24 protein-coding genes and 1 pseudogene are annotated in these 25894 nt (G+C 66.3%); 5 read left to right on the forward strand and 20 right to left on the reverse strand.

Annotated elements, in window-relative coordinates; genetic code table 11:
- Nucleotides 1–93: 93 nt before the first annotated feature.
- From K7711_RS33705 to K7711_RS33725, 5 genes are all read right to left on the reverse strand, one after another.
- A complete protein-coding gene (locus K7711_RS33705) occupies nt 94–1635 on the reverse strand; it encodes a class I adenylate-forming enzyme family protein (protein ID WP_222974534.1) in 1542 nt (513 codons plus the stop codon).
- A 199-nt stretch (nt 1636–1834) separates the two neighbouring features.
- Complete coding sequence (locus K7711_RS33710) at nt 1835–3085, reverse strand: CaiB/BaiF CoA transferase family protein (protein ID WP_222974536.1); 1251 nt, start codon at nt 3083–3085, stop codon at nt 1835–1837.
- On the reverse strand, nt 3082–3726 hold the full coding sequence (locus K7711_RS33715; protein ID WP_222974538.1) for a PaaI family thioesterase: 645 nt from the start codon (nt 3724–3726) through the stop codon (nt 3082–3084). Before K7711_RS33715 ends, K7711_RS33710 begins: the two co-directional genes overlap by 4 nt.
- Nucleotides 3723–4490: an enoyl-CoA hydratase/isomerase family protein gene (locus K7711_RS33720; RefSeq protein ID WP_222974540.1), complete on the reverse strand. Its 768-nt coding sequence runs from the start codon at nt 4488–4490 to the stop codon at nt 3723–3725. The genes K7711_RS33715 and K7711_RS33720 overlap by 4 nt, the downstream gene beginning before the upstream one ends.
- 5 nt (nt 4491–4495) lie before the next feature.
- Nucleotides 4496–5680, reverse strand: coding sequence for an aromatic ring-hydroxylating oxygenase subunit alpha (locus K7711_RS33725; RefSeq protein ID WP_222974541.1), 1185 nt, complete (start codon nt 5678–5680; stop codon nt 4496–4498).
- A gap of 86 nt (nt 5681–5766) precedes the next feature.
- On the opposite strand from K7711_RS33725, the gene K7711_RS33730 reads away from it, so the two are divergent.
- The gene (locus K7711_RS33730) at nt 5767–6366 is read left to right on the forward strand and encodes a TetR/AcrR family transcriptional regulator (RefSeq protein ID WP_222974544.1); all 600 of its coding nucleotides are present in this window, start codon (nt 5767–5769) and stop codon (nt 6364–6366) included.
- A gap of 79 nt (nt 6367–6445) precedes the next feature.
- On the opposite strand, the gene K7711_RS33735 is transcribed toward K7711_RS33730, so the two are convergent.
- The 11 genes from K7711_RS33735 to K7711_RS33785 form a co-directional block, all read right to left on the reverse strand.
- Nucleotides 6446–7111, reverse strand: coding sequence for a hypothetical protein (locus K7711_RS33735; RefSeq protein ID WP_235748154.1), 666 nt, complete (start codon nt 7109–7111; stop codon nt 6446–6448).
- 58 nt (nt 7112–7169) lie between these two features.
- A complete protein-coding gene (locus K7711_RS33740) occupies nt 7170–8126 on the reverse strand; it encodes an MlaD family protein (RefSeq protein WP_222974546.1) in 957 nt (318 codons plus the stop codon).
- Entirely contained in the window at nt 8123–9118 is a 996-nt protein-coding gene (locus K7711_RS33745) for an MlaD family protein (RefSeq protein ID WP_235748155.1), read from the reverse strand. The genes K7711_RS33740 and K7711_RS33745 overlap by 4 nt, the downstream gene beginning before the upstream one ends.
- A gap of 8 nt (nt 9119–9126) precedes the next feature.
- Entirely contained in the window at nt 9127–10224 is a 1098-nt protein-coding gene (locus K7711_RS33750) for an MlaD family protein (protein WP_222974550.1), read from the reverse strand.
- Between the two features lies 1 nt (nt 10225).
- The gene (locus K7711_RS33755; RefSeq protein ID WP_222974552.1) at nt 10226–11236 is read right to left on the reverse strand and encodes an MlaD family protein; all 1011 of its coding nucleotides are present in this window, start codon (nt 11234–11236) and stop codon (nt 10226–10228) included.
- Nucleotides 11233–12246: an MlaD family protein gene (locus K7711_RS33760; RefSeq protein WP_222974554.1), complete on the reverse strand. Its 1014-nt coding sequence runs from the start codon at nt 12244–12246 to the stop codon at nt 11233–11235. Before K7711_RS33760 ends, K7711_RS33755 begins: the two co-directional genes overlap by 4 nt.
- Nucleotides 12243–13331 (reverse strand): MlaD family protein, encoded by a 1089-nt coding sequence (locus K7711_RS33765; RefSeq protein WP_222974556.1) that lies wholly within the window; start codon nt 13329–13331, stop codon nt 12243–12245. The genes K7711_RS33760 and K7711_RS33765 overlap by 4 nt, the downstream gene beginning before the upstream one ends.
- Before the next feature lie 4 nt (nt 13332–13335).
- On the reverse strand, nt 13336–14208 hold the full coding sequence (locus K7711_RS33770; protein ID WP_222974558.1) for an MlaE family ABC transporter permease: 873 nt from the start codon (nt 14206–14208) through the stop codon (nt 13336–13338).
- Between the two features lie 2 nt (nt 14209–14210).
- Entirely contained in the window at nt 14211–15017 is an 807-nt protein-coding gene (locus tag K7711_RS33775; protein WP_222974632.1) for an MlaE family ABC transporter permease, read from the reverse strand.
- A 183-nt stretch (nt 15018–15200) separates the two neighbouring features.
- A complete protein-coding gene (locus K7711_RS33780; RefSeq protein ID WP_222974560.1) occupies nt 15201–15527 on the reverse strand; it encodes a hypothetical protein in 327 nt (108 codons plus the stop codon).
- Between the two features lie 201 nt (nt 15528–15728).
- Complete coding sequence (locus tag K7711_RS33785) at nt 15729–16772, reverse strand: ABC transporter ATP-binding protein (RefSeq protein ID WP_222974562.1); 1044 nt, start codon at nt 16770–16772, stop codon at nt 15729–15731.
- Nucleotides 16773–17173: 401 nt separating this feature from the next.
- On the opposite strand from K7711_RS33785, the gene K7711_RS33790 reads away from it, so the two are divergent.
- A complete protein-coding gene (locus K7711_RS33790) occupies nt 17174–18097 on the forward strand; it encodes a lytic transglycosylase domain-containing protein (protein WP_222974563.1) in 924 nt (307 codons plus the stop codon).
- Here the strand turns inward: K7711_RS33790 and K7711_RS33795 are convergent.
- Nucleotides 18044–19081, reverse strand: a complete 1038-nt coding sequence (locus tag K7711_RS33795) for a GNAT family N-acetyltransferase (protein ID WP_222974565.1) — start codon at nt 19079–19081, stop codon at nt 18044–18046. The genes K7711_RS33790 and K7711_RS33795 overlap by 54 nt on opposite strands.
- A gap of 141 nt (nt 19082–19222) precedes the next feature.
- Here K7711_RS33795 and K7711_RS33800 point away from each other — a divergent pair, with 141 nt between their 5' ends.
- Nucleotides 19223–20392 carry an aromatic ring-hydroxylating oxygenase subunit alpha gene (locus tag K7711_RS33800; protein ID WP_040819781.1) on the forward strand — a complete coding sequence of 390 codons (1170 nt, stop codon included), beginning with the start codon at nt 19223–19225 and terminating at the stop codon, nt 20390–20392.
- Between the two features lie 43 nt (nt 20393–20435).
- Entirely contained in the window at nt 20436–21587 is a 1152-nt protein-coding gene (locus K7711_RS33805; RefSeq protein ID WP_222974566.1) for an acyl-CoA dehydrogenase family protein, read from the forward strand.
- A 64-nt stretch (nt 21588–21651) separates the two neighbouring features.
- On the opposite strand, the gene K7711_RS33810 is transcribed toward K7711_RS33805, so the two are convergent.
- Nucleotides 21652–23316: an FAD-dependent oxidoreductase gene (locus K7711_RS33810; protein ID WP_222974568.1), complete on the reverse strand. Its 1665-nt coding sequence runs from the start codon at nt 23314–23316 to the stop codon at nt 21652–21654.
- A gap of 168 nt (nt 23317–23484) precedes the next feature.
- On the opposite strand from K7711_RS33810, the gene K7711_RS33815 reads away from it, so the two are divergent.
- Complete coding sequence (locus K7711_RS33815; protein WP_222974571.1) at nt 23485–24654, forward strand: thiolase family protein; 1170 nt, start codon at nt 23485–23487, stop codon at nt 24652–24654.
- Nucleotides 24655–24735: 81 nt separating this feature from the next.
- Here K7711_RS33815 and K7711_RS33820 read toward each other — a convergent pair whose 3' ends face one another.
- Complete coding sequence (locus K7711_RS33820) at nt 24736–25605, reverse strand: hypothetical protein (protein ID WP_222974573.1); 870 nt, start codon at nt 25603–25605, stop codon at nt 24736–24738.
- Between the two features lie 124 nt (nt 25606–25729).
- Nucleotides 25730–25894: pseudogene (locus K7711_RS33825) on the reverse strand (3-hydroxyacyl-CoA dehydrogenase); the annotation flags it as partial.

The following is a 25894-nucleotide window of genomic DNA, read 5'->3' on the forward strand; positions in this document are numbered from 1 at the left end:
ATGGCAGAGGCCACAACTGTGCCGCACATAATCTGCGGCACAACGTGTTTCAGCTCGTGTGCGCCGTCCGGCACTCGATCCCGGGCGTCTGCGCTAGGCGGTTACAGCAGTCCCGCGCACCGCGATGGCATCGGACGGCGCTTCCGGAAACCGCTGACGCAACGCCGGTTTGGCCATCTTGCCGGAGAACGTCCGCGGCAGCGGCTCCCCCAGCGCCACAGCGTGTTTGGGGCGTTTGAACTTCGCGAGATTCGCTCCGGCGAGCATCTCGATCTCGGCCACCACCTCGGCGGCCGGACGGTGGCTGTGGAACACGACCATGGGCACCTCGCCCCACCGGTCGTCCTTGACACCGATCACCGCAAGGTCCGCGACGCCCTCGATGACGTGCAACACCCGCTCGATCTCGGCGGGATAGACATTGAGACCGCCGGAGATCAGCATGTCCTTGCTGCGGTCGACGATCTTGAGGAATCCGCCCTCGTCCTGCAGCCCGAGATCGCCGGTGCGCAACCAGCCGTCCACCAGTGTCGCGGCCGTGGCCTCGGGTTTGTGCCAGTACTCGCGCATCACGTGCTCACCGCGCACGAGGATCTCGCCCACCTCCCCGGGCGGGGTGTCCACGTTCGGGTCGCCGATCGTGACCTGCGTTCCCACCAGCGCGAGTCCGGCGAAGCCGGGGCGGGTGGAGGCATCCTCGTAATTCAGCGTCGAGACCATGCCCGAGGCCTCGGTCAGCCCGTACACCTGCGTGAGCGGAATGCCGCGCGCGCAATAGAAATCCACGAGATCCACACCGACCGGTGCACCGCCGGTTCCGGCGAAGGTGAACTTCGCGAGTTTGCGTGCGCCGAAGTCCGGCAGCGTGGTCATCCGCTCCCAGATCACCGGCACCACCGTGGTCGCGGTGATCTGTTCGCGTTCGAGGGTGTCCAGGGCGATCTGCGGATCGTATTCGCGCAACAGCACCATCGTCGCCCCGGGCACCACGACCAGCTGCATGAAGATCGACAGCACCGAGCCCGTGTAAACCAGCGGCGCGGCACACAGCACGCGGTCGCGCGCACTGAAGCCGTGACTGACCGTCTGCGCGATGCCCGGAGCCATCGCGCTGCGGTGGGTGACCACCGCACCCTTCTGCACGCCCGTGGTGCCGGAGGTGTAGCAGATGAACGCGGCGTCGTCACCGGCGATGTCCACTCGGGGCGCGACGCCGGGATCGCTCAGCGTGTCGTACGAGCGATGCGCGCTGCCGCCGATCGCGAAGATATCGAGCGGGATCTGCTCGGCGGCGACCTCCAGCAACGAGGCGAATTCGTCCTCGATGATCACCACGCGCGGTGCGGAATCCACCACCATCGGCGCCAATTCCCTTGCCGTGAGCCGGAAATTGAGCGGCACGCTGATGGCGCCGATCTTGAGGGTGGCCAGGATGACGTGCGCCACCTCGGGCCGATTCAGCATCATGACCGCGACACGGTCGCCCTTGCCGACGCCACGCGCCACCAGGCCGCGGGCGAGGGCATCGGTCACCGCATCGAGTTCGGCCCACGTCTCGGCGTGATCGCCGAAGACGATCGCCTGCTGATGGGGGCGGGTCTTACCCCAATAACGCGTCAGATCCGCGAGATTCATTCGAATACCTCCTCGTTCGCCGACTGCTCGGCCGCGAGCACCGGCGGATGTGACCGCCCTCACTGCGTGCCGGTAAAACTAACAGCTTTAGATTTCTTGCGCAATACCTTGGCAAGCCCCCGATACAGTCGGGATCTGGGCATGAAAATGACACTCACACAATGGTTTTCGTGTGAGTGTCAATTTCCACATAGGCGGTTCAGCCGGTCTTTTCGACATCCTTCGCATACAGGTGGCGATCGGCGGCCGCCGCGATGCGCGCGTCGTCGTAACCGACCACCTCCCGCAACACCCGCGCGGTATCGGCTCCGGCCCGCGGCGGCAGCGCGGGAGCGAACTTCTCCCCGGCCACACGCACCGGACTGACCACGAATTCCAGCTCCCCCACCCCGGCGTAGTCGACGCGATAGGTGTTGTCCCTGGCCCGGAAATGCGGGTCGTCGAGCATCTCGGCCACGGTGTTGACCGGTCCGCCGGCGATACCGTGTGCGAGGAACAACTCGACCCACTCCGCACGCGTGCGCTGGGCGAAGATCTCCCGCAGCTCACGCCACACGTGCTCGGCCCGCTCCGGCGCGCCCTCGTCGGCGGTGGTCAGATCGGTGTCCACCAGATCCTCCCGGCCGATCGCGACCAGGAAGTTGCGCCAGAACTTCTCCACGTGCGAACCGAACAGCACGGCCTTGCCATCCTTGGTCCGATACGCCTCGAGCCGCGGCCAGTCCGGCAATCGCCCGTCCGGCAACCACGTCGGGCGCGGGATCGATCGATCCCGGTTCAATTCCGCGTCGACCAGATCCGGCATCCATGCCGCGGCCACATCGATGCCGGAGACCTCGATCCGGCTACCGATGCCGGTGGCGTTCGCACGATGCAGTGCCGCAAGCAACCCCATCGCCCCGTAGGCGCCCAGGGCGTACATCGCGATCGGCGGACTGGTCGACCCGGCGATTCCGGTGACCGGCGGCTCATCGGGAGTCTCGACCTCGCGCAGACCGGCGTACCCGTCGAAGACCGGTCCGCCCGTGCCCAGACTGCGGTACGGGCCCTCGGTCCCCATCCCGGACACGGTGCACAGCACGATCTTCGGGTTCACCTCCCGCAGCCGGTCGAATCCGATGTCCAGCCAATCCAGGTACCCACCACGCATTCCCTCGATGACCGCATCGCAGGATCGCGCCAGATCCAGGAATGCCTGCTTACCCTCGGCCGAACGCAGATCCAGTGCGACCGAACGCTTTCCGCGATTCCACCGCAGATGCATGAATGCCGGCCCGTCCGGATCGCCGACCGCGCGGGCACCACCCACGCGCACCGGATCACCGAGTGGGCCGGACTCGACCTTGATCACCTCCGCGCCCAGATCGGCCAGGTGTCCGCCGAGCGAGGCCGGTGCCAGCTGGGCTACCTCGAGTACGCGCACGCCGTGCAGCAGGGAGAATCCACTCATCCGGCGACCTCTTTCAGTTCCTTCGAAATATTGTGTGTCTGTTCGGGTTTCAGCTCGATCCACAAGCCCTCGGCCTCGGTCAGCAGAACGTCGCCGTGATGCAGGCTGCCGTACATGAACCGTTTGCGGCCCTGCTGCCCGACCAGCCGTGCGGTGACCGTCAGCTCGGTATCCAGCGGCGCGGGCGCGCGGAAGGAGACCTCGAGGCGGGCCGTGCGAGCCCACGGCCGGTGGTGATTGGCCAGCCGGGCCAGGATCTCGTCGAAGATCAGCGGCGCCACACCGCCGTTCATCGCGTAACGCCCCGAGTGGAAACGCCCGATTCGCACCCGCCCGATCGCGGTGGTGTCGGTGATCCGATCCAGATGGATCGGCGGTGTCAGCGCCTGCCCGTGTCCGGCCGACTCCCAGCGCTTTCCCGCGATCTGCTCATCCTCGTCCACCTCGAATTGGGCTACGGCCGCGGCGATCTCACGCAACCGCGCCGCTGCCGCCGCGGCGGCAGCCGGAGTCGGTTTACTGCGGGTGACCGCCTCCTGCGCGGCGCGCAGCGCCTCGATCAACTCGGCGTACTCGTCGTTCGCGCCGACCGTCGGGACGAACGGGTCCACCCAGGTCGGATTCCAGATATCGGGGCTCATACCTTACCTGTGGTCGGTCTGCTCGCGAAAAAGGCCGAGAACATCTCGGCGATCGGCTGTTGTCTGAGCGTGGAACGCACGGCGGAGTTCTCGCGCTCGTAACGGGCGCGAAGGTTCCGGCCCGGACCTTCCAGCAGCAGTTGCTTGATCTGCTGTAGTCCTTCCGGCGGCTGCGCGGCGATATCCTCGGCCACCTTCAGCGCTGCCTGGCTCACGTCCGGCTCGTACCGGTTGAGCAGGCCGATTCGGTATGCCTCCTGCCCGGGCACCGCCCGTGCGGTCATCAGCAGATCGCGGGCATGCGAGGCGCCGATCAAGATGTCCAGCAACCAGGTCAGATTCGCCCCACCGTATCGGGCGGCGCTGACCGCCATCGTGGTCGCGGGACCGCCGACGCGCAGATCCGAACAGGCCGCGTACAGGGTTCCGGCGCCGTAGGCGATTCCGTCGACGGCCGCCACGGTCGGTTTCGGGAAGGTCAGATACCGCCACAGCATGTCCTCGCGCTCGGTCATCGACGCCTGTGCGACCTCGGGCGGCATCGCCTCGAGTTCCTTCAGGTCGTAACCGGCGCAGAAGGCCCGGTCACCGGCTCCGGCCAGAACCACCACGCGCACCGAATCATCCTGCGCGGCATCGGATAACGCAGTATCCAGCGTGCGTTGCAGGGCGATCGGCATCGCGTTGTGTGCGTGCGGGCGATCGAGCGCCAGCCGGAGCACGCCCGGCGCCGGGGAATCCCGGCGCAGATCCTCCTGCGTCACGACGGCTACTGGACCGCGACCGGCCGAGCACCGCGCTCGGTGTCGTACCGTGCCACATCGTCGGCGACCATCTGGTGAAAAACCTGACCCGGCAATTCGTTTCGCCCGTAGATCAATTCGGTGACCTGACCGTGCGCGGCATTGTCGGTGATGGTCTTGGTGACGAACCAGTCCTCGGCGTGCAACGTCTCCATCAGCAGATCCCAGTTCTTCTCCAGGATCCGTTCCTCCCGCGGCGTCTCCGGTTTGCGCGGGGACAGCAACCGGATGGTGCAGTAGCTGACGTTCGGATCCTGCGCGTCCGGGACGATCGTCCAGATCTCGAAGTGGTTGGGCTCGGTCACCAGCATGGTTCCGGGATAGATCGTGTAGTTGGCCAGCGAGTAGTCGCGGACGTCGAACGAATCCGGATCGGCGTCGCGCACCTCGGTGATCGCCTTGCGCGCCACCACGAGTCGCCACGAACGGCCGACCGGGTCGAAGGCGGTGATATTGCCCTCGAGATAGTTGCACACCGTCTTGGTGTGCAACTGGCACAGGTGATACGAATCCTGCACCCCGTCCACGGCGATCTTCCAGTTCATCTCGAGCCGCCAGGTCTCCTTGCGCACCTGGTACGACCCGCCCATCCCGGTATCGGTGACCTCCGCGTCGTGCTTGTCCCCCAGGATCGCCGCGATGTCCAGGCTCGCGCCGACGGTCGGCACCACCCAGACCAGCCCGTGCCGGACCTCGCACGGAAACTCGACCAGGCCGTAGTCGCCGCGATCCATGCCGTCGAAGCCTTCGGCATGCGGCATGCCCCGCAGCGAACCGTCCTTGCCGTAGGACCAGTTGTGGTAGCGGCACGCGAACACGCGCTTGCAGCCGGACTCGGCGAATTCGACCTTGGCTCCGCGGTGGCGGCAGACGTTGGAGAACGCCTTCACACTGCCGTCACTCTGCCTGACCACCAGCAGCGGCGTCCCGATCAGCTCGGTGGTCAGGAAATCGCCGGCCTTCGCCAGCTCGTCCACGTGCGCCACGATATGCGGGAATCGCCGCACCACGGCGCGTTCCTTGTCCGCCAGCTCGGGATCGTCGAATACCGAAAAGGACACGCGGAGAAGGTCTTCCGCATAGTCGGTGGTGTTGTTGTCCACGTGGGCGATGAGCCGCTTCGTGAGCCTGATCTTCTCGTCGCGCTCCATGATCCGAGAGTGGCACACGAGACAATGATTGTCTAGTGTCTTATCTAAAGGTTTTCGATTACGCGATAACTTGGTACCGTTGCCTCGTGACTGCACGCGGCACCGAGATCGAGCGCCCGGCCGATACCCGATCGGCCATCCTCGCCGCGGCGGAGTCCTGTTTCGCTCGCCTGGGCATCGCGGGCACCACCATGGAAGACGTGGCCAAGGCCGCCTCGAGTTCGCGCGCGACGGTGTATCGCTACTTCGCCGATCGCGATGCGCTGGTGACCGAATCGGTGGTGCGCCGCGCCCGCGCGAACATGGCTTCCGCACGCGAGTTCATCGCCCGGCGACCCACCATCGAGGACAGCATCGTCGAGGGCATCTGCGAGGACGTCCGCCGCGGTCGCCGCGACCCGATGGTCCACCGCCTGGTGTCACCGGCGGAAATGGTGCTGGCCGCACGGCTGCTCACCGAGTCCGGCCGGGCCCGCGAGCTGACCTACGAACTGTGGCAACCGATCCTGGCCCGAGCCCAGGCCACCGGCACGATCCGCGCCGATCTCGATCTCCGGCTGCTGTGCGAATGGATCTCGGAGCTCGAGATGTACTACATCGCCCGCGGATCGACCCCCGAGGCCGAGAACCTGGACACCATCCGGGCGCGACTGCGCACCTTCCTGCTTCCGGCGCTGCTTCCCTGACCCGTCGCGGCGACCGCCCCGGCACACGTCCGGGCCCGGTGCACACCGCAGTCGGTATGCACCGGGCCCGGCGTGACGCTCACCGCGGCGCGGCGGCGCCGTTCAGGGCGGATCCGATACCGCCGATATCGGTGATGGTCCAGTTGTTGTGGCTGTCCAAGGTCAACTGATAGGTCGCGGTCGACTGGATGCCCTCCGGCGCCTGACTGTTCTTGGTCAGCACGCTGACGAAGCAGTCCACTGCGTAGATGCCGTTGTTGTCCGAACGTACTTTGGCGGCAACGGGTTTCGCTGTCGATACCCATTGCAGCGGGGTGATGATCTGCTCCATCGAACCGGCAGCCTGGGTCAGCCGGTTCGACAGTTCCGGGCTGGTGCCCTTGGTCAGGCGCGTGCGCCAGGAGGCCAGGTCCTGGAAGTTCATCTGGGCGGCGGCCGTGGCGTAGTCGAGGGCGACCTGTTCGGCGTGCGCGGTTCCGGCCTGATCGGCTCGCGCGGCGTCGATCTGATCGCTCTTGTCGCTCAACTGCCAGCCGAGCACCGCCACCGCGACCACCAGGACCAGGATGACCACCCCGACGGCAACGGTTTTCAGCTTGATCGAGGAATCTCCGGTTCTCCGGCCACGACGCAGCGCGGCGGACAGCGCCGCCGAGCGCCGACGTGCGGCGTCCTGCGGCTCGTCGGATGTGGCTGCCCCGGTGTCGGATTCGGGATCGGTGAGCACGGAAGTGGAATTGGTCATGGAAGCCTTCTTCGAACGGGGATGGTCACGAAAATCGCTGTCGCGGTGGGTGCAGGGGCTACCTCCCCGGGGGTCGCAGGTGCACGGTGATCGCATCACCCGATGAGGTCGAATCGAGCGCGTTGTCCAGCAGCCGCCCGACGTCCACGGTCGACATCGCCGCCGCCCCGGCGCGGACGCCGGGCAGCAGATCCACGCCCAGGGTGTGCAGATCGCCCGCGCTCTTGTCCAGGAACGCCTGCAGCTGATCGATCAGCGGGGCAGCACCGTCCCGAATGCTGGTCAGCGGCCCGAAGGACGCGGCGAAGTGCACGCCGCCGAGCATGTCGTCGAATCCCGAACCGAACGCGGCCAGCCGAGGTGCGGCACCGGCGAGATCATCGGGCACCGTGCCGGTGCCCTGCAGCAACGGTTGTAGCTTGCTGAGCAGTCGGGTCAGATCACCCGATCGCTGTGTCAGGGTCTGGGCCAGCAATTGACCAGCTCGGGACAGGTCGCCGAGGATCCAGGAGTCGTCGGGCAGCGCGACATCGATGGTCTCGAAGATCTCGCGGACCCGATCGGGCTCGACCTGCTCGAGCATCCGGGTCAGCCGCGCCGACAGTTCCTGGAAGGTGGTCGGCACGACCACGTGGGCCGCAGGCACGGTGGCGCCGTCGGCGAGATAGGGACCGGACTCGGTCGCCGGGGATACCGCCACGTACGCCTCCCCCAGCGCCGAGAGGTTGTCCACCCGGAATCTGCTGTCCATGGGAATGCGGTACCCGTTGTCGTAGTTCCACGAGATCTCGGCATGGTCCGCCCCGGGGGTGATGCCGGTGACATGTCCGATCGCTACGCCGCGCAGCAGGACCCGGGAACCGACCGCCAGGCCGTTGGTGTCGGGAATCGACATGCTGGCGGTTCGAACATGTTGTAGCAGAACGATATCCAGGCCGACGTGGTTCATGTAGACGAACGAGGATCCGGCCAGGACCGCCATGCCGACGATCGATGCGACGGTCTTGAGGCTCATTTCACCGCTCCCAGCATGCGCATCAGATTCTGGACGTCTCCGACGATCTCGTCCCCCTCGGCCGTATCGATCGAGCGGATGTCGACCGACGGATTCTGGGCGAAAGGCAGCAGCGTCGTGCGCAGGAAGTCCGACAACTCGGCTGTGTCCGCGGGCGCGTCGTCCCAGATACCGCGCCCGACAGCGCCGGTCGCGGCCAGCGAGTTCAGCATCGGCACCATCCACAGGCCGCCCTCGTACACGCTGCCGACCGAGGGGAGGATCTGGCTGATGTAGGACACGATGTTCACCGCGGTGCGGCGCCAGTAGTGCACGGTCGGCTGCGAGAACAAGGTCGCCAGGGTCTGTCCCTTGGCGTCGATCGCGGCGCCGGTCGCGGAGAAACCGTTCAGCATGCGGTCGATTTCGTTCGTGTCACCGGCCAGATTGCGCATGTCCCCGGCGACCACCGTCGCGAGGCGCTGGACGTTGCGAGGCTTGGGCATGACGGCATTGATTCCGGTCATGGAGTCCTCGATCTTCTGGATGCTGCCGCCGTTGACGAAATAGGCCAGCACGGCCATCGTGTCCTCCAGTTGCGGCGGCGAACTCGTGTGATCGACCGTCACCGTGCCGCCCGGCGGCAGGTACGGCCCGTGCACCACCGTTCCGTGATCGAGCGCGATATAGGTGTCGCCCAGCAGGGTGTTCTGGCGGATGACCGCGTGCACGTCCGCGGGAATCTTCGTCCCGTCCTTCACACCGACCGTGACGTCGACGAATTTTTCTGCCACAGAGAGGCTTTCGACCTCACCGACGCGCAGGCCGTCCATCATCACATCGGCCCCGGTGGGCAGATTCATCGTGCTGGCGAACTGCAGCCCGAGCTGATGGCTCGCACCCACTCCGCCTCGCACCGAGGGCAGATCATCCGGCCGCACCGCGGTACACGCGCATGTCGCCAGCACGCTGCACCCGAGCATCGTCGCCACGGCGCCGGTTTTCCATCGCATGGATGTCTTCATCGCTGACCTTTCGCGAGTACCAGGCCCAACAACCCCGCAACCGGAACCTGGACGTGCCCGTCGGCGAGCGAGCAGCTCCCAGGTTGTGAGTGGTTCGCTGCCGCGCACAGCGCCGGGGCCGCCGGAGAGTCGACCCGCACGGTGGGCGGCCGGTAATCGATCGACATCCCGCCGTTGTTCGCGGCCTGCTGACGCAGTGTCGCGGCAATCGACGGTATCGAATCCAGCAGTCCTGCAATATCTTTGGAATGACTTGCCGCCAGGTGGATGGCGTCGGCGACCGGGCCCTGCAACTGCGGCCAGAGCAGTCCGCCGTAATTGGTCTGCACATCGTGCAACACGTTCACCAGCCAGCCGACACCGACACACACGTCCACGACTCCGGGAAACAGATCGATACCGGCGCCGACCACAGCGGGCAGCTGATCCATGATGGATCGGATCGCGGGCCATCGCTGTAGCGCTTCGTCGGTCAGCGGTGCCATGTTCTGGATGATGGAACCGATATCGGCGGTCAACCGGTCCGGGCTCGACGCCGCCGCGGCGGCGTGCAGCATCATCGTCCGCGCGTTGCCGCCCTGTCCGCGCAGTGCCTGGTCGAATCCGGATATCGCCTTCTCGAAGCTCTCCCGGTTGTCGTTCGGACTCAGCGCGTTGATGAAATCCGCTGCCGAGCCGGCGATTTCGGAGATGCTCTTGGGAGTGAAGCTGTGCTCCTGCGGGATGCACTGTCCTGCGGCGAGTTCCGGTCCGGTCCGGTAGTTGCCCACCAGTTCGACGCTGCGGTCGGCGAGGATCGACTTCGAGCGCGTGACCGCGCGCACGTCGACGGGGAATCGGCGCCCGCCGTCGAGAGTGAACGACACCCGCACGTGATCGCCCTCGGGTTCGATGCGGTCCACGTGACCGACCTGCAAACCCATCTGGGTGATGGGATTACCCGGATACAGCCCGATCGCGTCGGGCATCCGGGCACAGAATCCCGAATGTGCTTGCGGGCCTGTCGGATCGACAGTGGCAAAGCCGAGGCCGCCGACCAGTGCGAGCGTGAGTACCGCACCGGTGCCGATCAGATACTTGTTCCGTTTCGTCATTTCAGCACGTCCGTCCGGGAAGCGGAACACAGAGGTCGGAGGACAGCACGGTGCCGCCGGCGATCGTGGCCAGCCCCTTCGGGGTCAGCCACGCCTCGAGCTGGGCTCGCAGTCCCTTCAGTTTGTCGATGGCGGGTCCGATATTCGCCTGGAAGCTCTCGATCGACGTGCGTACCTGGTCCACCGCACCGCGCACCTGGTCCTTGTGGTCGAGATAGAACTTCATCTCCGGCTGCACTCGCATGAGGACGTCGCCGAGCAGGCTGTAGGCCTCGTTGAAGCCGACATGTGCGTTGTCGTAGGTGGTCACGACCATGTCGATCTGGCGGATCAGGTCGAACACGAAGTCCCGGTTGCCGTTGAACGACTTCATGTACTCCGAGGCCAGCCCGGTGATCTGCTCGACCTGCGTACGCTGGCGATCCATCACCGCGGCGATGCTGTTCATCCCGGAGATCAAGGACCCGACCGACGTCGAATTGTGTTGCAGCGCTTCGGCTACCTGATCGATGTTCGCGTTCGCCGTGCTGCCCTGAACCTCATCGGTCACGTGCGGTGCGGCCTGCAGTACGTCCCCGATCGAATACGGGACGGTCACGTGGTCGAGCGGAATGACGCGCGAGCCTAGCGGGGAATTGCCCAGCGGAACGAGGGTCACCGCGTAACCGCCTACCGGCGTGAGCATTCGGACCTGAACGCGAGAATCGTCGCCGATGAACGTGTCGTCCGAGACCCGGGCGTCGACCAACACCGTGTCCGGCCGGAACGACAGCTTGGTGATCTTGCCGACGGTGATCCCGGCGACCCGGACCTCCTCACCGGTCGACAGCGCCGATGCGTCGGTGGTCTCGAACGACACGGTGCGTTGCGCGACCGGATGGGTGTAGAACACGGTCGTCGCGCCCAGCGCCACGACCGCCGTCACCAGTACCGCCGTTCCGAGCAGAATCTCACTGGCGCAAGCCCGCCGCACCAGCGCGCGTATCGCGCGGGGGCGGGCTCCGCTCGTCATCGGGTCCGGCACAGCACGACCTCGCTCCCGTTCAGCAAAACCTTGACCTCCGTGGGAAGTTGGGCGACTCCGTTGCTGCAGTTCATCGACGCGGCAGTGGCCGAGGTCTGCGGCAGCTGCAGCCCGGCGAACGCCACCGGCAACAACCGCAACGCCTCGGCGGCCTGCGGCAGGGAGGCGAAGGCGTGGGACAGGATCTGGTCGACGTTCACGCCGCGGGCGAGACCGAGCTGGATGAGCAACTGGTGGATCGGTGTGAGGAACTCGGGTCCGAATTTCGCCGTCTTCGGGAACTGACTCAGCACGGTCATCGCCTTGGCGACCGGGAAACTCATCGACTTCAGAAAATCCTGCACCTCCGGTGACCTGCCGCCCATCGAATCCGAGATCCGCGAGAGGTTGCTGACGAGCACCGAGAGGACCTGTTCGCGGTCGTGCGCGAGATCGGCGAGCCGCTGCACGCTGTCGAGCATCGGCGCCAGGCCCGATCCGTCTCCCTGCAACAGGGTGATGGCGTTCTGCATGAAGGTGTTGATCTCGTTGGTGCTCATCGTGTTCAGCACCGGCTGCAGGCCGTTGAACAACTGGGTGATGTCGAACGAGGGGCGGGTCCGATCGGTACCCAGCGTGTGCACCGTACGGCCCGGCCGGTCCGGCTCCTGCAGGTCGACGTACCGAACCCCGGTGAGGTTCTGGTACTTCACGGCGAGCAGGGTGTTGTCCAGCAACCGGTACGGACGCTCGAGCGAGAAGCTCACCCGCGCGATGCTCGCACCGTTCTCCCGGGTGAGCTTGATCGCCGAAACCTTCCCCACCCGAACGCCTTTCGTTCGGATGTCACCATTGACGTGCAGCCCGGACACATCGGTGAACTCGGCGGTGTAGCTGTTGGTCGCACCCTGTACCGGGTTCTTGATCGCGCTGAGAATGATCGAGAACAACACCACCGCCACGACCGCGGCGACGCCGAGCTTGCCCAGCGTGATGAACAGTTTGGTCCGTGGGCTCATCGGTGTCCCTCCCCGGCCGGCGTGGTCGGAATCCCGGTCAGCGCCAACGGTGTGGCGAACATCGGCAGATCGTCCACGATGATGCGCAGATTCAGGGTCTTGTGACCGCCGCTGCCGGTGAAGGCGGCGTTGTAGCGGTCGATCAGCGTCATCACCTTGCCGGGGGCGGTGCCGCCGCCGAGCATGTGCGGCATGACATCGGTCAACGCCGCGACGAGCTGGGTGACCGGGGTGAGCTGCGCGCCGTGCGAGGCGAGCAGGTGACCGGCCTTGCCGAACAGGCTGTTGGCGGCCAGGCCCAGACCTTCGTCGGTCTTGTCCATGAACGCGTCGTCCACGCCCACCGACCCGTCCGCTCGCCGGTTGTATTCACTGTTGTAGATGTTGTAGAGAGCGTCGATCGCCTGGGTCCCGAACGCGGGCATGACCGCGAGGATGTCGTCGGCGCGACGCATCAGTTCGGTCGGCAGCGCCTGCTGGGTGGCCGCCACCCGATCGGCGAGGACGATTCCGGATTGGATCAGCGGCGTCAGTCCGTCGGTGTAGCGGATGACCTTGTTCAAGCTGGTCACCATCGACTGGGTCAGTGTCCCGTCGACCGCCAGCGAACCCTTTTCCAGCATCGTCGACATGGTGAAGTCGCCGGTGGGCGTCTTGTCCAGCGTGCTACCGGACACCAGCCGATCTCCCTCCGGATGGGCGATCAGATCGACCGCGCTGATGCCGAAGTAGTTCTGCGGACGGAAATCCAGGTCGAAGTCGTCGGTCAGCCGCTCGGAGATCCCCGATTGCAGCTGCAGGCTCATCCGCACCGTGCCCGGATCGGTCTTCTCGAGCCCGGTGACCTCGCCGATCTCCGCACCATGCAGAATCACCTTCGTCCCGGTGCCGACGCCCGGACCGACATAGGGCACTTCGATATTCAGGGCCAGACCGGACGGCTTGTGATAGCGCGGATACACCCACAGGGTGATCACCAGTACCGCGGCGACCGTGACGGCGACCCCGGCAGCGGCGAGCTCGACGATACGTTTCTGATCGCGGTCGGTGCCGCGCAGGAAGTCCTGATTGCGTGTCTTGGCCATCGACCTATCCCTTGAATACGAGCAGGGGGCTAAGTCCCCAGATCGCCACTGTCATAACGAAATTCAGTACAACGATCGCGACCAGGCTCGCCCGGATGGCGCGACCCGACGCCGCGCCGACACCCGCGGGGCCTCCGGAGGCGAAATAGCCGTAATAGCAATGGATCACCGTGACCATCGCGCAGAACGCCACCGCCTTGAGCACCGAGGCCCCCAGATCCGGCCAGCTCAGGAATTGCGCGAAGTAGTGGTCGTAGGTGCCGTGCGGCTGATTGTCGAAAACCTTCACGATGATCCCGCCGGTGAAGAAGGCGACGACCAGCGCCATCAGATATCCGGGCAACACCACCAGCATTCCGCCGATGAGCCGGGTGCCCACGACGAACGGAATCGCCCGCAGCCCCATGGATTCGGTGGCGTCGATCTCCTCGGAGATGCGCATCGCGCCGATCTCGGCGGTCATCCGGCAGCCGGCCTGGGCGGCGAACCCGATGCCGGTGATGATCGGGGCGATGACGCGAATATTGCCGAAGGATCCGATGATTCCGGTCAGCGCGCCGAAACCCAGCAGATCGAACGCCATGAACGCCTCGATGGCCACGACCGCGCCGACCGCGACGCCGAGGAAGAACATCAGGCTGACCACGCCGCCGTCGACGATGAGCGAGCCACTGCCCCAGGCCATGTTGTTCATCGTCTTGATCGTCTGTTTGCGGTAGTGCCGAACCGTGACCGGCAGCAGCGCAAGGGTTTTGCCGACGAAGACCGCGACCTGTCCGATCTCCCCGACCGCATCGCCCACACCGCGGCCGAGCGCGTGCAGTGGTCGGGATACCAAGGCGAGCAACGTATTCGAGTGGTGCGACGAAGTACTCATCATCATGCCAATCGGGCCGGGAAGAACATCATCTGCAGCTGGCTGATGAGCAGGTTCGTCATGAAGATGCAGAACACGCTCAGCACGACCGACGCGTTGACGGCATTGGCCACACCCTTCGGACCGCCCTTGGCCTCGAGGCCGCGCAGGCTCGCGATCAACACCACGATGGCGGCGAAGACCAGCGATTTGAGCACCGAGAACGCCAGATCGGTCGGCGTCGCGAAGGCACCGAACGACTGCCAGAAGCTCCCGGGCACAACGTTGTTCACATTCGCGGAGATGATCAGGCCCGCGAACACACCCGCCGCGACGATGATGATGCACAGCACCGGAGCGATCACGATCATCGCGATGAACCGCGGCATCACCAGTCGCTCGACGGGATCCACGCCCATCACGCGCATCGCGTCGATCTCCTCGCGGATCGACCGCGCGCCCAGGTCCGAGGCGATCGCCGAGGCCGCCGCACCGCTCATCAGCAGGCCGGCGGCCATCGGCGCGCCCTGGCCGACGACGCCGAGCCCGCTGGCCGCGCCCGCCAGCGAATTGGCCCCTACCTGATTCATGATGCCGCCCACCTCGACCGACACCTCCGCGCCGATCGGAATCGCCATCAGCAGGGCCGGTAGCGCAGTGACCTTGAGCAGCAACCACATCTGATCGACCAGTTCGTACACCGGCATCCGCAGCCGCACCGTGTCGACGACCGAGTAGCGCACCACCGCGGCGGTCAGATGCGCGGACCTGCCGAGGGTCGCCAGGCTGTCACGCGGCGCTCGCCGTAGATGCGCCAGCGCCCGGTGCATGCGGGACGGCGCCGTGGGCAACGGGTCGTCGCGATGTTCGGCCGGTGGCCCGCCGGGGGCGGGTACTGCGTGGGCGATCATCGGTGCCTGCGCGATGTTCATCGGGCACCTCCCTCCATGGATGTCGACGCATGCGACAACTGCGCCGTGAGATGTTTCTGGCGGATGGCGTGTGCGAAATTCTCAGAGCTGAGATTTGACGCCGAGGATGACAGTCATTGCAGTGCAATGGTTTTCAGATCTATACGCCGGATGCCAGGCGAACTCGACCACACCGGGCCGACCGGGTTCGGACGCCTGGAGCGTCGGCTCGGCCCGAGTGACACGAAGATGATGCCGGTCAGCGCCGCAATGGGAGAAGTACTGCGCGGTCACGTGTCGGACGACCGGGAAGTCGATTCGATTCGCGCGGCGCCGGATTACCGGCACCACGCCCCGCACATATACGGGGGCCCGCGAATCGATCGCGGCATTCCAGATCGGTTCGGCGACATTGCCTTCGAGCGTCATTGTTCGATACTCCGATTTCACGAGACCGCAGTCGCCGTACTGAACGGCGAGCAGTGGAGCCACCAGCACCCTGGATGCCGACCCGGCACCTCGTCGTGATCCGAATCTCCAAGGGATGCACCACGTGTCGTGGCTCACAGCAAACATACGTTGTTTTACGAGTGACGTCAATCGTTTTATGTAAAACAGCTCTGTGTCGGCTCAGCGTTCCGCAAGGTCCGGCACCGCGGACGACCGCGGATGGCCGGCGCCGACCTCGAACTCATCCCCTTCGGCAACACTCGCCTGCACCGCGGCCCGCGCCGCGGGCGGAAGGGTATGCAGCATCTCGCGCACCCGCGTCCGCCGCCGTGCGACCGCACGCCGCTCCGGCATTCCGGGGGTGGCCTGCATCTGCGGAATGATGCCCTCGATCTCGTCCACCCCGCCCGCATGATGACCGGCCTCGACCAGCGCCTGTTCCCGTTCGCGCTGCGCCTCGTCCTTCTCCTCGGACATACCGATCGGACCGACCATGCGGCCGTTGAGGAACTGCTTCACCACCGGCTCCTCGGAGGTCAGCAGCACCTCGCGCGGGCCGAATATCACCAGTTCGCGCCGGAACAGCATGCCGATGTTGTCCGGCACCGTGCGCGCGAGATTGATGTTGTGCGTGACGATCAGGAACGTGGCATCGATCTGGGCGTTGATATCCAGGAACAGCTGACTGATGTACGTGGTGCGCACCGGATCCAGTCCCGAGTCCGGCTCGTCCACCAGGATGATCTCCGGATCCAGCACCAGCGCCCGCGCAAGTCCGGCGCGTTTGCGCATCCCGCCGGAGATCTCGCCGGGTAGCTTGTCCTCCGCACCGAGCAGACCGGTCAGCTCGAGCTTCTCCAGCACGATCCGCCGGATCTGCGACTCGGTCTTGCGGGTGTGCTCCCGGAGCGGGAAGGCGACGTTGTCGAACAGGCTCATGGACCCGAACAGCGCCCCGTCCTGAAACAGCACGCCGAAAAGCTTGCGGATCTCGTACAGCTGCGCGGTCGAGCACATCATGATGTCGGTTCCGTCGACGTGGATCGCGCCACTTTCGGGCCGCAGCAGGCCGATCAGCGACTTCAGGAACACCGATTTGCCCGTACCGGAAGGACCGAGCAGGACGCTGACCTCCCCGGCCGGCAACGTCAGGCTGACGTCCCGCCAAATTGTCTGCGCACCAAAACTTTTGGTGATTCCCGTGGTGCTGACTTCGACACCCATGTTCTCTCCTCGGCCGAGCTCGGGCGCCTGGACCGCGCGCCATCGGGCAACCAGCCCGCTCGCGCCCACGAACCTGGGAGCCGAACGAGCTGTGATACAAACTACGATAGACGTCAGACGTTAGACGGGTCACACAATTCGTGCAATGATATCGGTGAGTCTTCGTTCGGCGGAGGCTTTCACACGGCCCGGGGCTACCACACCTGCGGAGCCGGGCGGCGTTGCTGCCCGAACCCCATTGGCCTACAGCACATCTGCGATCCCAGGGAGCTCTCCGATGCGGTCACATCGTCGTGCGCAATCGAGAAATACGAATCGCTCCGCCGCCGGACGCCCGGTGGCACTGTTGTCCGCACTGGCGGTCACCGGACTGCTGGTCGCGGCCTCCTCGACCGCCGGAGGTGAGCCGACTCCGAAGCCGGTCGGCCTCGCTGCGAGCCTGGGATCCCCAGCGCCGCAACGAGATACCCGATCGCAACCGAGCGGGCCCCGAACTGGTGCCCGCGGATGTCCCCGCACTGCGCCTGCACCCGGCAGCTGAGGAGCCGGTCGCGAATGCCGGGCCGCCGCCCGCTCCCGCAGCAGCCGGGCCCGCACCCGGCAGCGCGGCCGCCGCGATTCCGGAGCAGGTCCTGGCCGCCTATCGCAATGCCGAGCTGATTCTCCGGCAGACCCGGCCCGGATGCGGTCTGCCCTGGAATCTGCTGGCCGGTATCGGGCGGATCGAGTCCGGTCATGCGCGTTCCGGCGACCTCGACGCGCACGGCAGGACGCTCTCGCCGATCCGCGGCCCGGCGCTGGACGGGAGCCTGCCGAACAACGAGATCATCAGGGCCGCAGCCGGTTACGTTCGCGCCGTCGGACCGATGCAGTTCCTGCCCGGCACCTGGCAACGCTGGGCCAGCGACGGCAACGGCGACGGCATCACCGACCCGGACAACATCTACGATGCCGCGCTGGCCGCCGGGCGGTACCTGTGCGCGGACGGCACGAATCTGCGCGATCCGCAACAGCGCCTGCGAGCGGTGCTGCGCTACAACCACTCGATGGCGTACGCGTCCACCGTGCTGACCTGGTCACGCATCTACGCCGGTGAGCAGGCCGGTCCCGCCGATGTCGTTCCGTCCGAACCTCAGGCGCCGACCAGCACGGTGGACGACCGCGCGACGACGTCACACGACGATCAGGCGCAACCGGCCGTCACCCGAAATCCCCAGCCGGACAACGCTCGCCCCACACCGGCACCGCCACCGATGATCTACATCCCGGGCCTACCACCGATCCCGTGCGGGATCTTCTGTCCGCCCCCTCCCCCGGTTCGGTGACAGGTCGGGCACGTCGTCCCATTCTCCGATCTGATAGCACGCGTGCGCCTCCTCCTGCTCGAACGAGAGCAGCCGGGCGAGGCGCACCGCGCTGTGATCATCCGGATCGATCCGCATCAGCACCACTTGCGTTCCGGCAGAAGCCAATTCGTGCAGGGTGCGGGTGATCAATGCGGCACCCAAGCCGCCGCCGCGAATCTGCGGGACCACGATCAACGCGCGCACCCACGCGGCGCGCAACTCCAGATACCGGGTCGGCCGCGGATCGAACCAGACCGCACCGGCGGGCCGGTCACTGCCCGCCGCGGCGATCAACACCCGGCCGGTACGTTCACCGAACTCGGCGCGGAATTGCTCGAACTGCGCCTGCGTCAGCCCCTGCCGAGCCAGGACATCGCGGACTTCGGAGACAACGGCGTCATCGGTCAGGTCCGCCGGCCCCTCGATGCTCATGCCGCCCGGGACGTCGGCCGGGGCCAGCGGCACGGCGAAGGGCCCGGCCAGGTGTCGCGCCATCGTCCACAACCGGGCGATCGGCGCGATGGAGAAGCGGCGGGTCAGGCGCTCCGAGGCAGGGTGACTGCCGTAGGCCCAGCAGCGCAGCGACGTCGCGCCCCGCCCGCACCAGCCGTCGGTCTCGCCCACATCCAGGCCCAGTTCCTCGACCAACAGGGTTGTGACGCCGCGCGAGCGATAGTCCGGATGCACGGTGTACCGCACGGTCCCCTGTCCCTGCGGGTCGATCGACAGATGCAGGTAGGCGACCATGACCAGCGGCGCATCGGCACGCACGCTCAGACCGCGACGCGCCTTGATCGGCAGATGCCACACCGACCGCTCCGCGGTCGAGACCGACTCGACCTCACGCGCCGACACGACCGAGAACCCGGCTTCCTCGTCGTAGCGCGCAGCGGCCTCGACCAGCGCCGTCGCCTCGGCTCGATCCTGCTCGCCGAGTCGCCGACACCAGGTGTAGTCGATCATCGTCTGCCCTTCCCATCCGCCGCCGGTTTACAGATAAACCTACATGAGTTAGATTTAAGAAGCTATATTTACAGCTCAGGACGTTATCCCGAATGCATCTGTGCATCTCCGGGCCATGCTGAAAGACATTGGAGACACCCCATGACCGAGGTCGGCGCACCGCGCGAGGAACGGATCCGTCGCGCATTGACGCACCTGCGCAACGACACCACCGACGAGTTCGGCCATGTCACCTGGTTCGAGCCCAGGGAGTTCACCGATCCCGCCGTCGCCCAGCGCGAGCGCGACCTGATCTTCGGCCGGGTGCCCTCGATCGTCGCGCACGGCTCCGAAATCCCCAGGGCCGGAGACTTCTTCACCCTGCAGATGCCGCGCAACAACATCATCGTGGTCCGCCAGCGCGACGGCGGAGTGAAGGCCCTGGTCAATCTGTGCCGTCATCGCGGGGCCCTGCTGGAGAAGGAGGACAAGGGCCGGTGCCGGTTGTTCTCCTGCCCGTATCACCGCTGGTCCTACGATATGGACGGCAGCCTGCGAACCATCACCCGCGACAACACCTTCGGCGAGCCCGAGCGCGAGACACTGGGCCTGATCGAGCTGCCCACCGAGGAACGCCACGGTTTCATCTGGGTGATCGACGACGCCGACGCCGAGATCGACGTCGCGTCCTGGCTCGGCCCGGAGATGGACGCCATCCTGGCCTCCTACGACCTGGGTGCGAAGTTGTGCGTGCAGAGCGAGGGCTTCGACGAGCCGGTCAACTGGAAGATCATGCAGGATGCCTTCCTGGACGGCTATCACATCCAGTACGCGCACCCCAACACCGCCGCCAAACACATCCACACCAATGTGCTGGCCTTCGACGATTTCGGACGGCACTGCCGGTTCATCGCGCCGCGCAAGTCGATCGACCGCTGGATCGAGGAGGATCCCGGTGACCACAGCCTGGCCAACGACGTCACCGAGACGCACTTCCTGCTGCCCAACAGCACCCTGCTGCGCCAGCCCGACCACTTCCAGCTGCTGACCTTCCGGCCGCACCCCACCGAACCCCAGCGCAGCCGCATGGAGATGCGCCTGATCGTCCCGCCGGTCGAGCAGACCACGCTCACCGAGGAGAAGTGGACGCGGTTGTGGGACAAGAACTGGCAGATCCTGCTCGATGTGCTGCACGCCGAGGACTTCCCGCTGCTGCGGGACTCCCAGCGCGGCATGACCAGCGCCAGCGCTGGCCGAATGGTGCTGGGGCAGAACGAAGTTGCCAATCAGGTCTTCCGCCGGGAGATCCAGGAACTGCTGAAGCAGAAATGACCGTGCCGCCGAGGCGCATCCGTCTCGGCACAGAAGGAGTGCAGTGAAAACAGATCTATTCGAGTCCGACCACGAGTTGTTCCGGCACACCGTCCGCGGCTTCGTCGAACGCCACGTCATCGCGAAGATGGAGAAGTGGGACGCCGACCGGCTCATCGATCGGGAGACCTGGCTGGCCGCGGGCCACCAGGGACTGCTGGGCCTGGCGGTGCCCGAGGAATTCGGCGGACCCGGCGAAACCGACTACCGGTTCCGGGTCGCGATCCAGACCGAGATCGCTCGCGTGGGCGCCTCGGCGTTGCAGTCGGGCTTCTCCACCAATGACGACATCGTGCTGAATTACCTGCTGCGACATGCGGACTCCGACCAGCGCGCCCGCTGGCTGCCCGGTTTCGTCACCGGCGAGACGATCGGCGCCATCGCGATGACCGAGCCGGGCGCGGGCAGTGACCTGCGGGCGGCGCAGACCACCGCGGTGCGCGAGGGCCAGGAGTGGGTGATCAACGGTTCCAAGACGTTCATCACCAGCGGCATGCTGGCCGATCTGGTGATCGTCTTCGCGGTCACCGATCGTGATCTGGGCTCGCGCGGATTCAGCCTGTTCGTCGTCGAGGACGGCACGCCCGGTTTCACCCGCGGCCGCAAGCTCGACAAGGTCGGCCTGCACGCCCAGGACACCGCGGAACTGTTCTTCGACAATGTCCGTGTCCCACAGGCGAATCTGCTCGGTGAGGTCGGCGGCGGCTTCGCCTACCTCATGCAGAGCCTGCCGCTCGAACGACTCGGAATCGGTATCGCCGCACAGGTTTCCGCCGAAGCGGTCTTCGACTGGACCCTGGATTACGTCAAGGACCGCCGTGCGTTCGGCAAGCACATCGGCGAGTTCCAGGGGCTCGGGTTCACCCTCGCCGAGCTGCAGACCGCCATCGAGGTGTCCCGGGCCTACATCGATCGCTGTGTGCGCGAATACAACAGCGGCACCTTGACCGCGGTCGACGCGGCCAAGGCGAAGCTGTGGGCCACCGAACTGCAGGGCAAGGTGATCGACGCCGGGGTCCAGATGCACGGCGGGTACGGCTACATGATGGAGTACCCGGTCGCCAAGGCCTACATCGACGCGCGCATCCAGCGCATCTACGGCGGCACGAACGAGATCATGAAGGAGATCATCCACCGGGACCTGATGAGGTCCTGACAGCATGGCCGACGCGGTCACCCGCGTCGGCCATTCCCTCTGTGCCGACATGTATTTCGAAATCTCATCCACGCCCGGCGGCAGATCCGCCCGCCGCAACACCGGCTGCGGACAGCATCTCGCCGACATCGACGAACTTCACCCTGGGCCGCCCGCTCTCGCGACCGGCCCGGCGTTCGGCCGCATCGATGGACTTCCATCCTCGCGAGCCCAGACGTTCGGGTCGGCGCTGGTCCAGCACGTCCGCCAGATCTTCGCGGGAGCCGCGCGGGGCCCGCAGCCGTCCCGCGGCGAAGTCCTCCAGCAGGGCTCGCACGGTCTCCTGCGAGCAGTACCGGTTGGTGCCGATCACTCCCGACGGGCCGCGTTTGATCCAGCCCGCCACGTACGCGCCCGGTATCGGATCAGCGCCGTCGATCACTCGGCCGTCACGGTTGGGAATGATCCCTGCGGAATCCTGGAATGGCAGCCCCGGCACCGCGATTCCGCGATAGCCGACGGATTCGAACACCGCACCGCAAGGAATCACCTCATGCCCGGCCATCTCCCGCAACGCGTCGCCGGACGGTTCGGTCCGCGCGAATTCCACCGATTCCACGGCGGTTTCTCCGTGAAAGATGCTGGGAGACAGATGGTATCGGAAGGAGATGCGCCGATTGCTCGCTCCCGCAGCACGTTCGGTCAGTTGCCGCGCCACCGCGGTCTTGAGCCGTACCACCGGGTCACCGGAATCCGACTCGACCGGCGTACCGAACTCGCCGGAGCAGATATCCACCCCGTCCACCTGCCCCAGCCCCAGCAGTTCGGGCGTGGTGAAGGCCGCGTGTTCGGGGCCGCGTCGCGCCGCGACGACGACTTCGCGAATTCGGCTGGCGGCCAGGGCTTCCAGCGCGTGATCGGCGATATCGGTGCGGGTCAGCGCAGAGATGTCGGTGACCAGGATGCGGGCCACATCGAGTGCGACGTTGCCGTTGCCGATCACCACCGCCCGCTCGCCGGACAGATCGAAGACCCGGTGCGCATGATCGGGGTGGCCGTTGTACCAGCCGACGAAGTCCGTCGCGGTATGCACACCGGCCAGGTGTTCGCCGGGAATCGCGAGGGTACGGCCGTGCGAGGCGCCGGTCGCGAAGATCACCGCGTGATGATGATCGAGCAGTTCCGCCACGCTCACGTGCGCGCCGACCTCGACATTGAGCTCGAGTCGCACCTGCTTTCTGCTCAACGTGCGGCCGAAGGCCGTCGCGACCTGTTTGGTGTGCTGATGATCGGGCGCGACCCCGTACCGAACCAGTCCCAGCGGCGTGGGCAGCCGTTCGAACATGGTGACCTCGACCTCGACGTCACGGCGCGAGACCAACTCCTCCGCCGCATAGCACGCCGACGGACCCGTCCCGACGATCGCGACCCGCAACGGCCCACGCTCGGCCACCTCGAGCCGCAACCCCTCGGGCGCCGGTGGCACCGGTTCGCGCTCGGCGGCGAAATACGCGGCGTTGACCTCCCGATATGGCTCGTTCTCCGGGGTCAGATCCCCCTCCGGGACGATCGCGTCCACCGGACACTCGTCGATGCAAGCGCCACAGTCGATGCAGGTCACCGGATCGATGTGCAGCAGTTCCGCGCGCCCGTATCCCGGCTCGCCCGGTCGGGGGCGGATGCAGTCGACGGGACAGACGTCGACGCATCCGGCGTCATTGCAACAGGGCTGTGTGATGACGTGCGCCATCGTTCCTCCGGATCCACGGCTACTCGACCCGATCCGACGGGGAGGTCACCGTACAGCTGACGTAATTTGTATTTTGTTATACGCCGAGTCGTCGGTCACACGCAATAGCCCGATGGCATCACCACGCGCCGGAGCCGACTCCGGCGAGCCCGAAGAGAGGAATCACCAATGACCAACGCCGTGATCGTGGACGCGATCCGAACCCCGTCCGGTAAAGGCAAACCCGGCGGCCAACTGTCGGAAATCCATCCGGCCGAACTACTTTCGGCCGTGCTGCGCGGGCTGATCGACCGCACCGGAATCGACCCCGCACTGATCGACGACGTCATCGGCGGCTGCGTCGGACAGGCGGGGGAACAGGCCCTCAACATCACCCGCAGCGCTGTCCTGGGAGCAGGATTTCCCGAGGCGGTCCCCGCGACGACCATCGACCGCCAGTGCGGGTCGAGCCAGCAGGCGGCCCACTTCGCCGCCCAGGGCGTCCTCTCCGGCGCGTACGACATCGCCATCGCCTGTGGCGTGGAATCGATGAGCCGGGTGCCGATGGGCACCGCCAGCATGGGAAAGAACGCCTTCGGCCCTGGCGTCGCCGCGAGATACTCCGAAGGACTGGTGGGACAAGGCATTTCGGCCGAGCTGATCGCGGCCCGCTGGAAATTCGACAGGACCGCCCTGGACGAGTTCTCCGCACGGTCGCATGCCCGCGCGGCGGCGGCCGACTTCTCCAGTGAGATCCTGCCCGTCGCCGTCGGCCCGGACACGCAGGCCACCACCGACGAAACCGTGCGGCCGAGCACCGACGTGAACAGCCTCGCGGGTCTGAAGCCCTCGTTCTACGACGAGCGCCTGGCCCAGCGGTTTCCCGAAATCGATTGGCGCATAACGCCGGGCAACTCCTCGCCGCTGACCGACGGCGCATCGGCCGTGCTGATCATGAGCGAGCAGAAGGCCGCCGCACTGGGCCTGCGGCCGCGCGCCCGATTCCACAGCTTCGCCGTCACCGGCAGTGACCCGCTGCTGATGCTGACCGGCGTCGTCCCGGCCACGCGCAAGGTCCTGGACAAGGCCGGTCTGAGTATCGATGCCATCGACACCTACGAAGTCAACGAGGCATTCGCACCGGTTCCGCTGGTGTGGCAGCACGAATTCGGCGCCGATCCGGAACGGCTCAACCCGCGCGGCGGCGCGATCGCGCTGGGCCACCCACTCGGCGGCTCGGGCACCCGCCTGCTCACCACCATGCTCAACCAGCTCGAGCAGACCGGCGGCCGCTACGGCCTGCAAACCATGTGCGAAGGCGGCGGCATGGCGAACGCCACGATCATCGAGCGACTGTAGATCCGGCGCGGTAACACGCGAACATGTACCGACCGAGGACGCGCCAGGGGGGTCGCGGCTCGAGGCCGCCGCTATGTCGACTCATCGTCGTGGCGGCGGCACTATCCGCCGGACGAGCCCGGCCAGGGGTGTCGGTGTCGGATTCCACGGTTCGTCCTCGGCCGGGTTCCACGCGTATGCGGGAACGTCCTCGCACAGCAGGTCGCGCAGGCCCGGAATGCCGAGCTCGTCGCCCGACCAATCGTAGAGATCGGCGAATCTCGGCCGGATGACGCCGAAGTCGAGCAGCCTGCCGAACCCGTGCTCGGCATCGAGGTATCGGCTCAGGTCACCGGGCAGCGGATAGCTGTTGGGCAGGACACGCGACAGCGACAGGAAGATGCCCGTCATGCCCAGACGCGGATCGCCCAGCAGCGGCGCGAGGGGCGCTCCCCAGCTCAGTGCCAGGCGCGGGGCCGCGACCAGTGCGTGTGCGTAGAGCACACGCACCAGCACGACGTTGAGGAAGAACCGCTCGACCCGATTCTCCTGCTCGGCGAGATCGCGGTGCTCGAGGTAGGCGGATACGACGGAGGCATTGTGGGCGCGATACCACGTCCGCGCCGACGGGCGCCTCGCGAATTCCATTGACAGCCCGGCACTGTGGGTCGAGGGCTCACCCCCTTCACCGAAGGTCCGCGCACGTGCCTCGCACGTGTCCAACAGCAGACGTTCGTTGACCGCACGCCACCATGGACTGCCGGGAGCCGGGCTGGTCAGGGGGTTGAGCAGTCCGCGCCGCACCTGCCAGCCCATGAAGGCCAGCGCGGCCCGCCGGTACGGCAGATGCCGCGCGCCTCGATCGGGCGGTGGTTCGTAGAGCCGGCGCAGCAGCCCCAACCGTGCGTCCGGGTCGTCACGGACCAGGGCAACTCGGTCGGCATCGAAGCCCGCGGCGCACACATTGGTCACGCTAACACGGCACTCTGCTCGTCGATCAACACCACAGACGACGTCTTCGAGACCGCCCTCAGCCGTCCGTGACGCGCAGCACCAGCTCTTGCCAACCGGGCCGCACGTGCGGCCGGACGCGAATTCAGCGCGGTGCCATGCGGATCGCACCATCCAGGCGAATGGTCTCACCGTTGAGCATCGGGTTCTCCACGATGTGCCGGGCCAGGGCCGCGTACTCGACCGGATCACCCAGACGCGCCGGATGCGGCACCTGCGCACCCAGCGCGGCGATCGCCTCCTCGGGCAA

The sequence above is a fragment of the Nocardia coffeae genome, assembly GCF_019890715.1.
Classification (GTDB): domain Bacteria; phylum Actinomycetota; class Actinomycetes; order Mycobacteriales; family Mycobacteriaceae; genus Nocardia; species Nocardia jiangxiensis.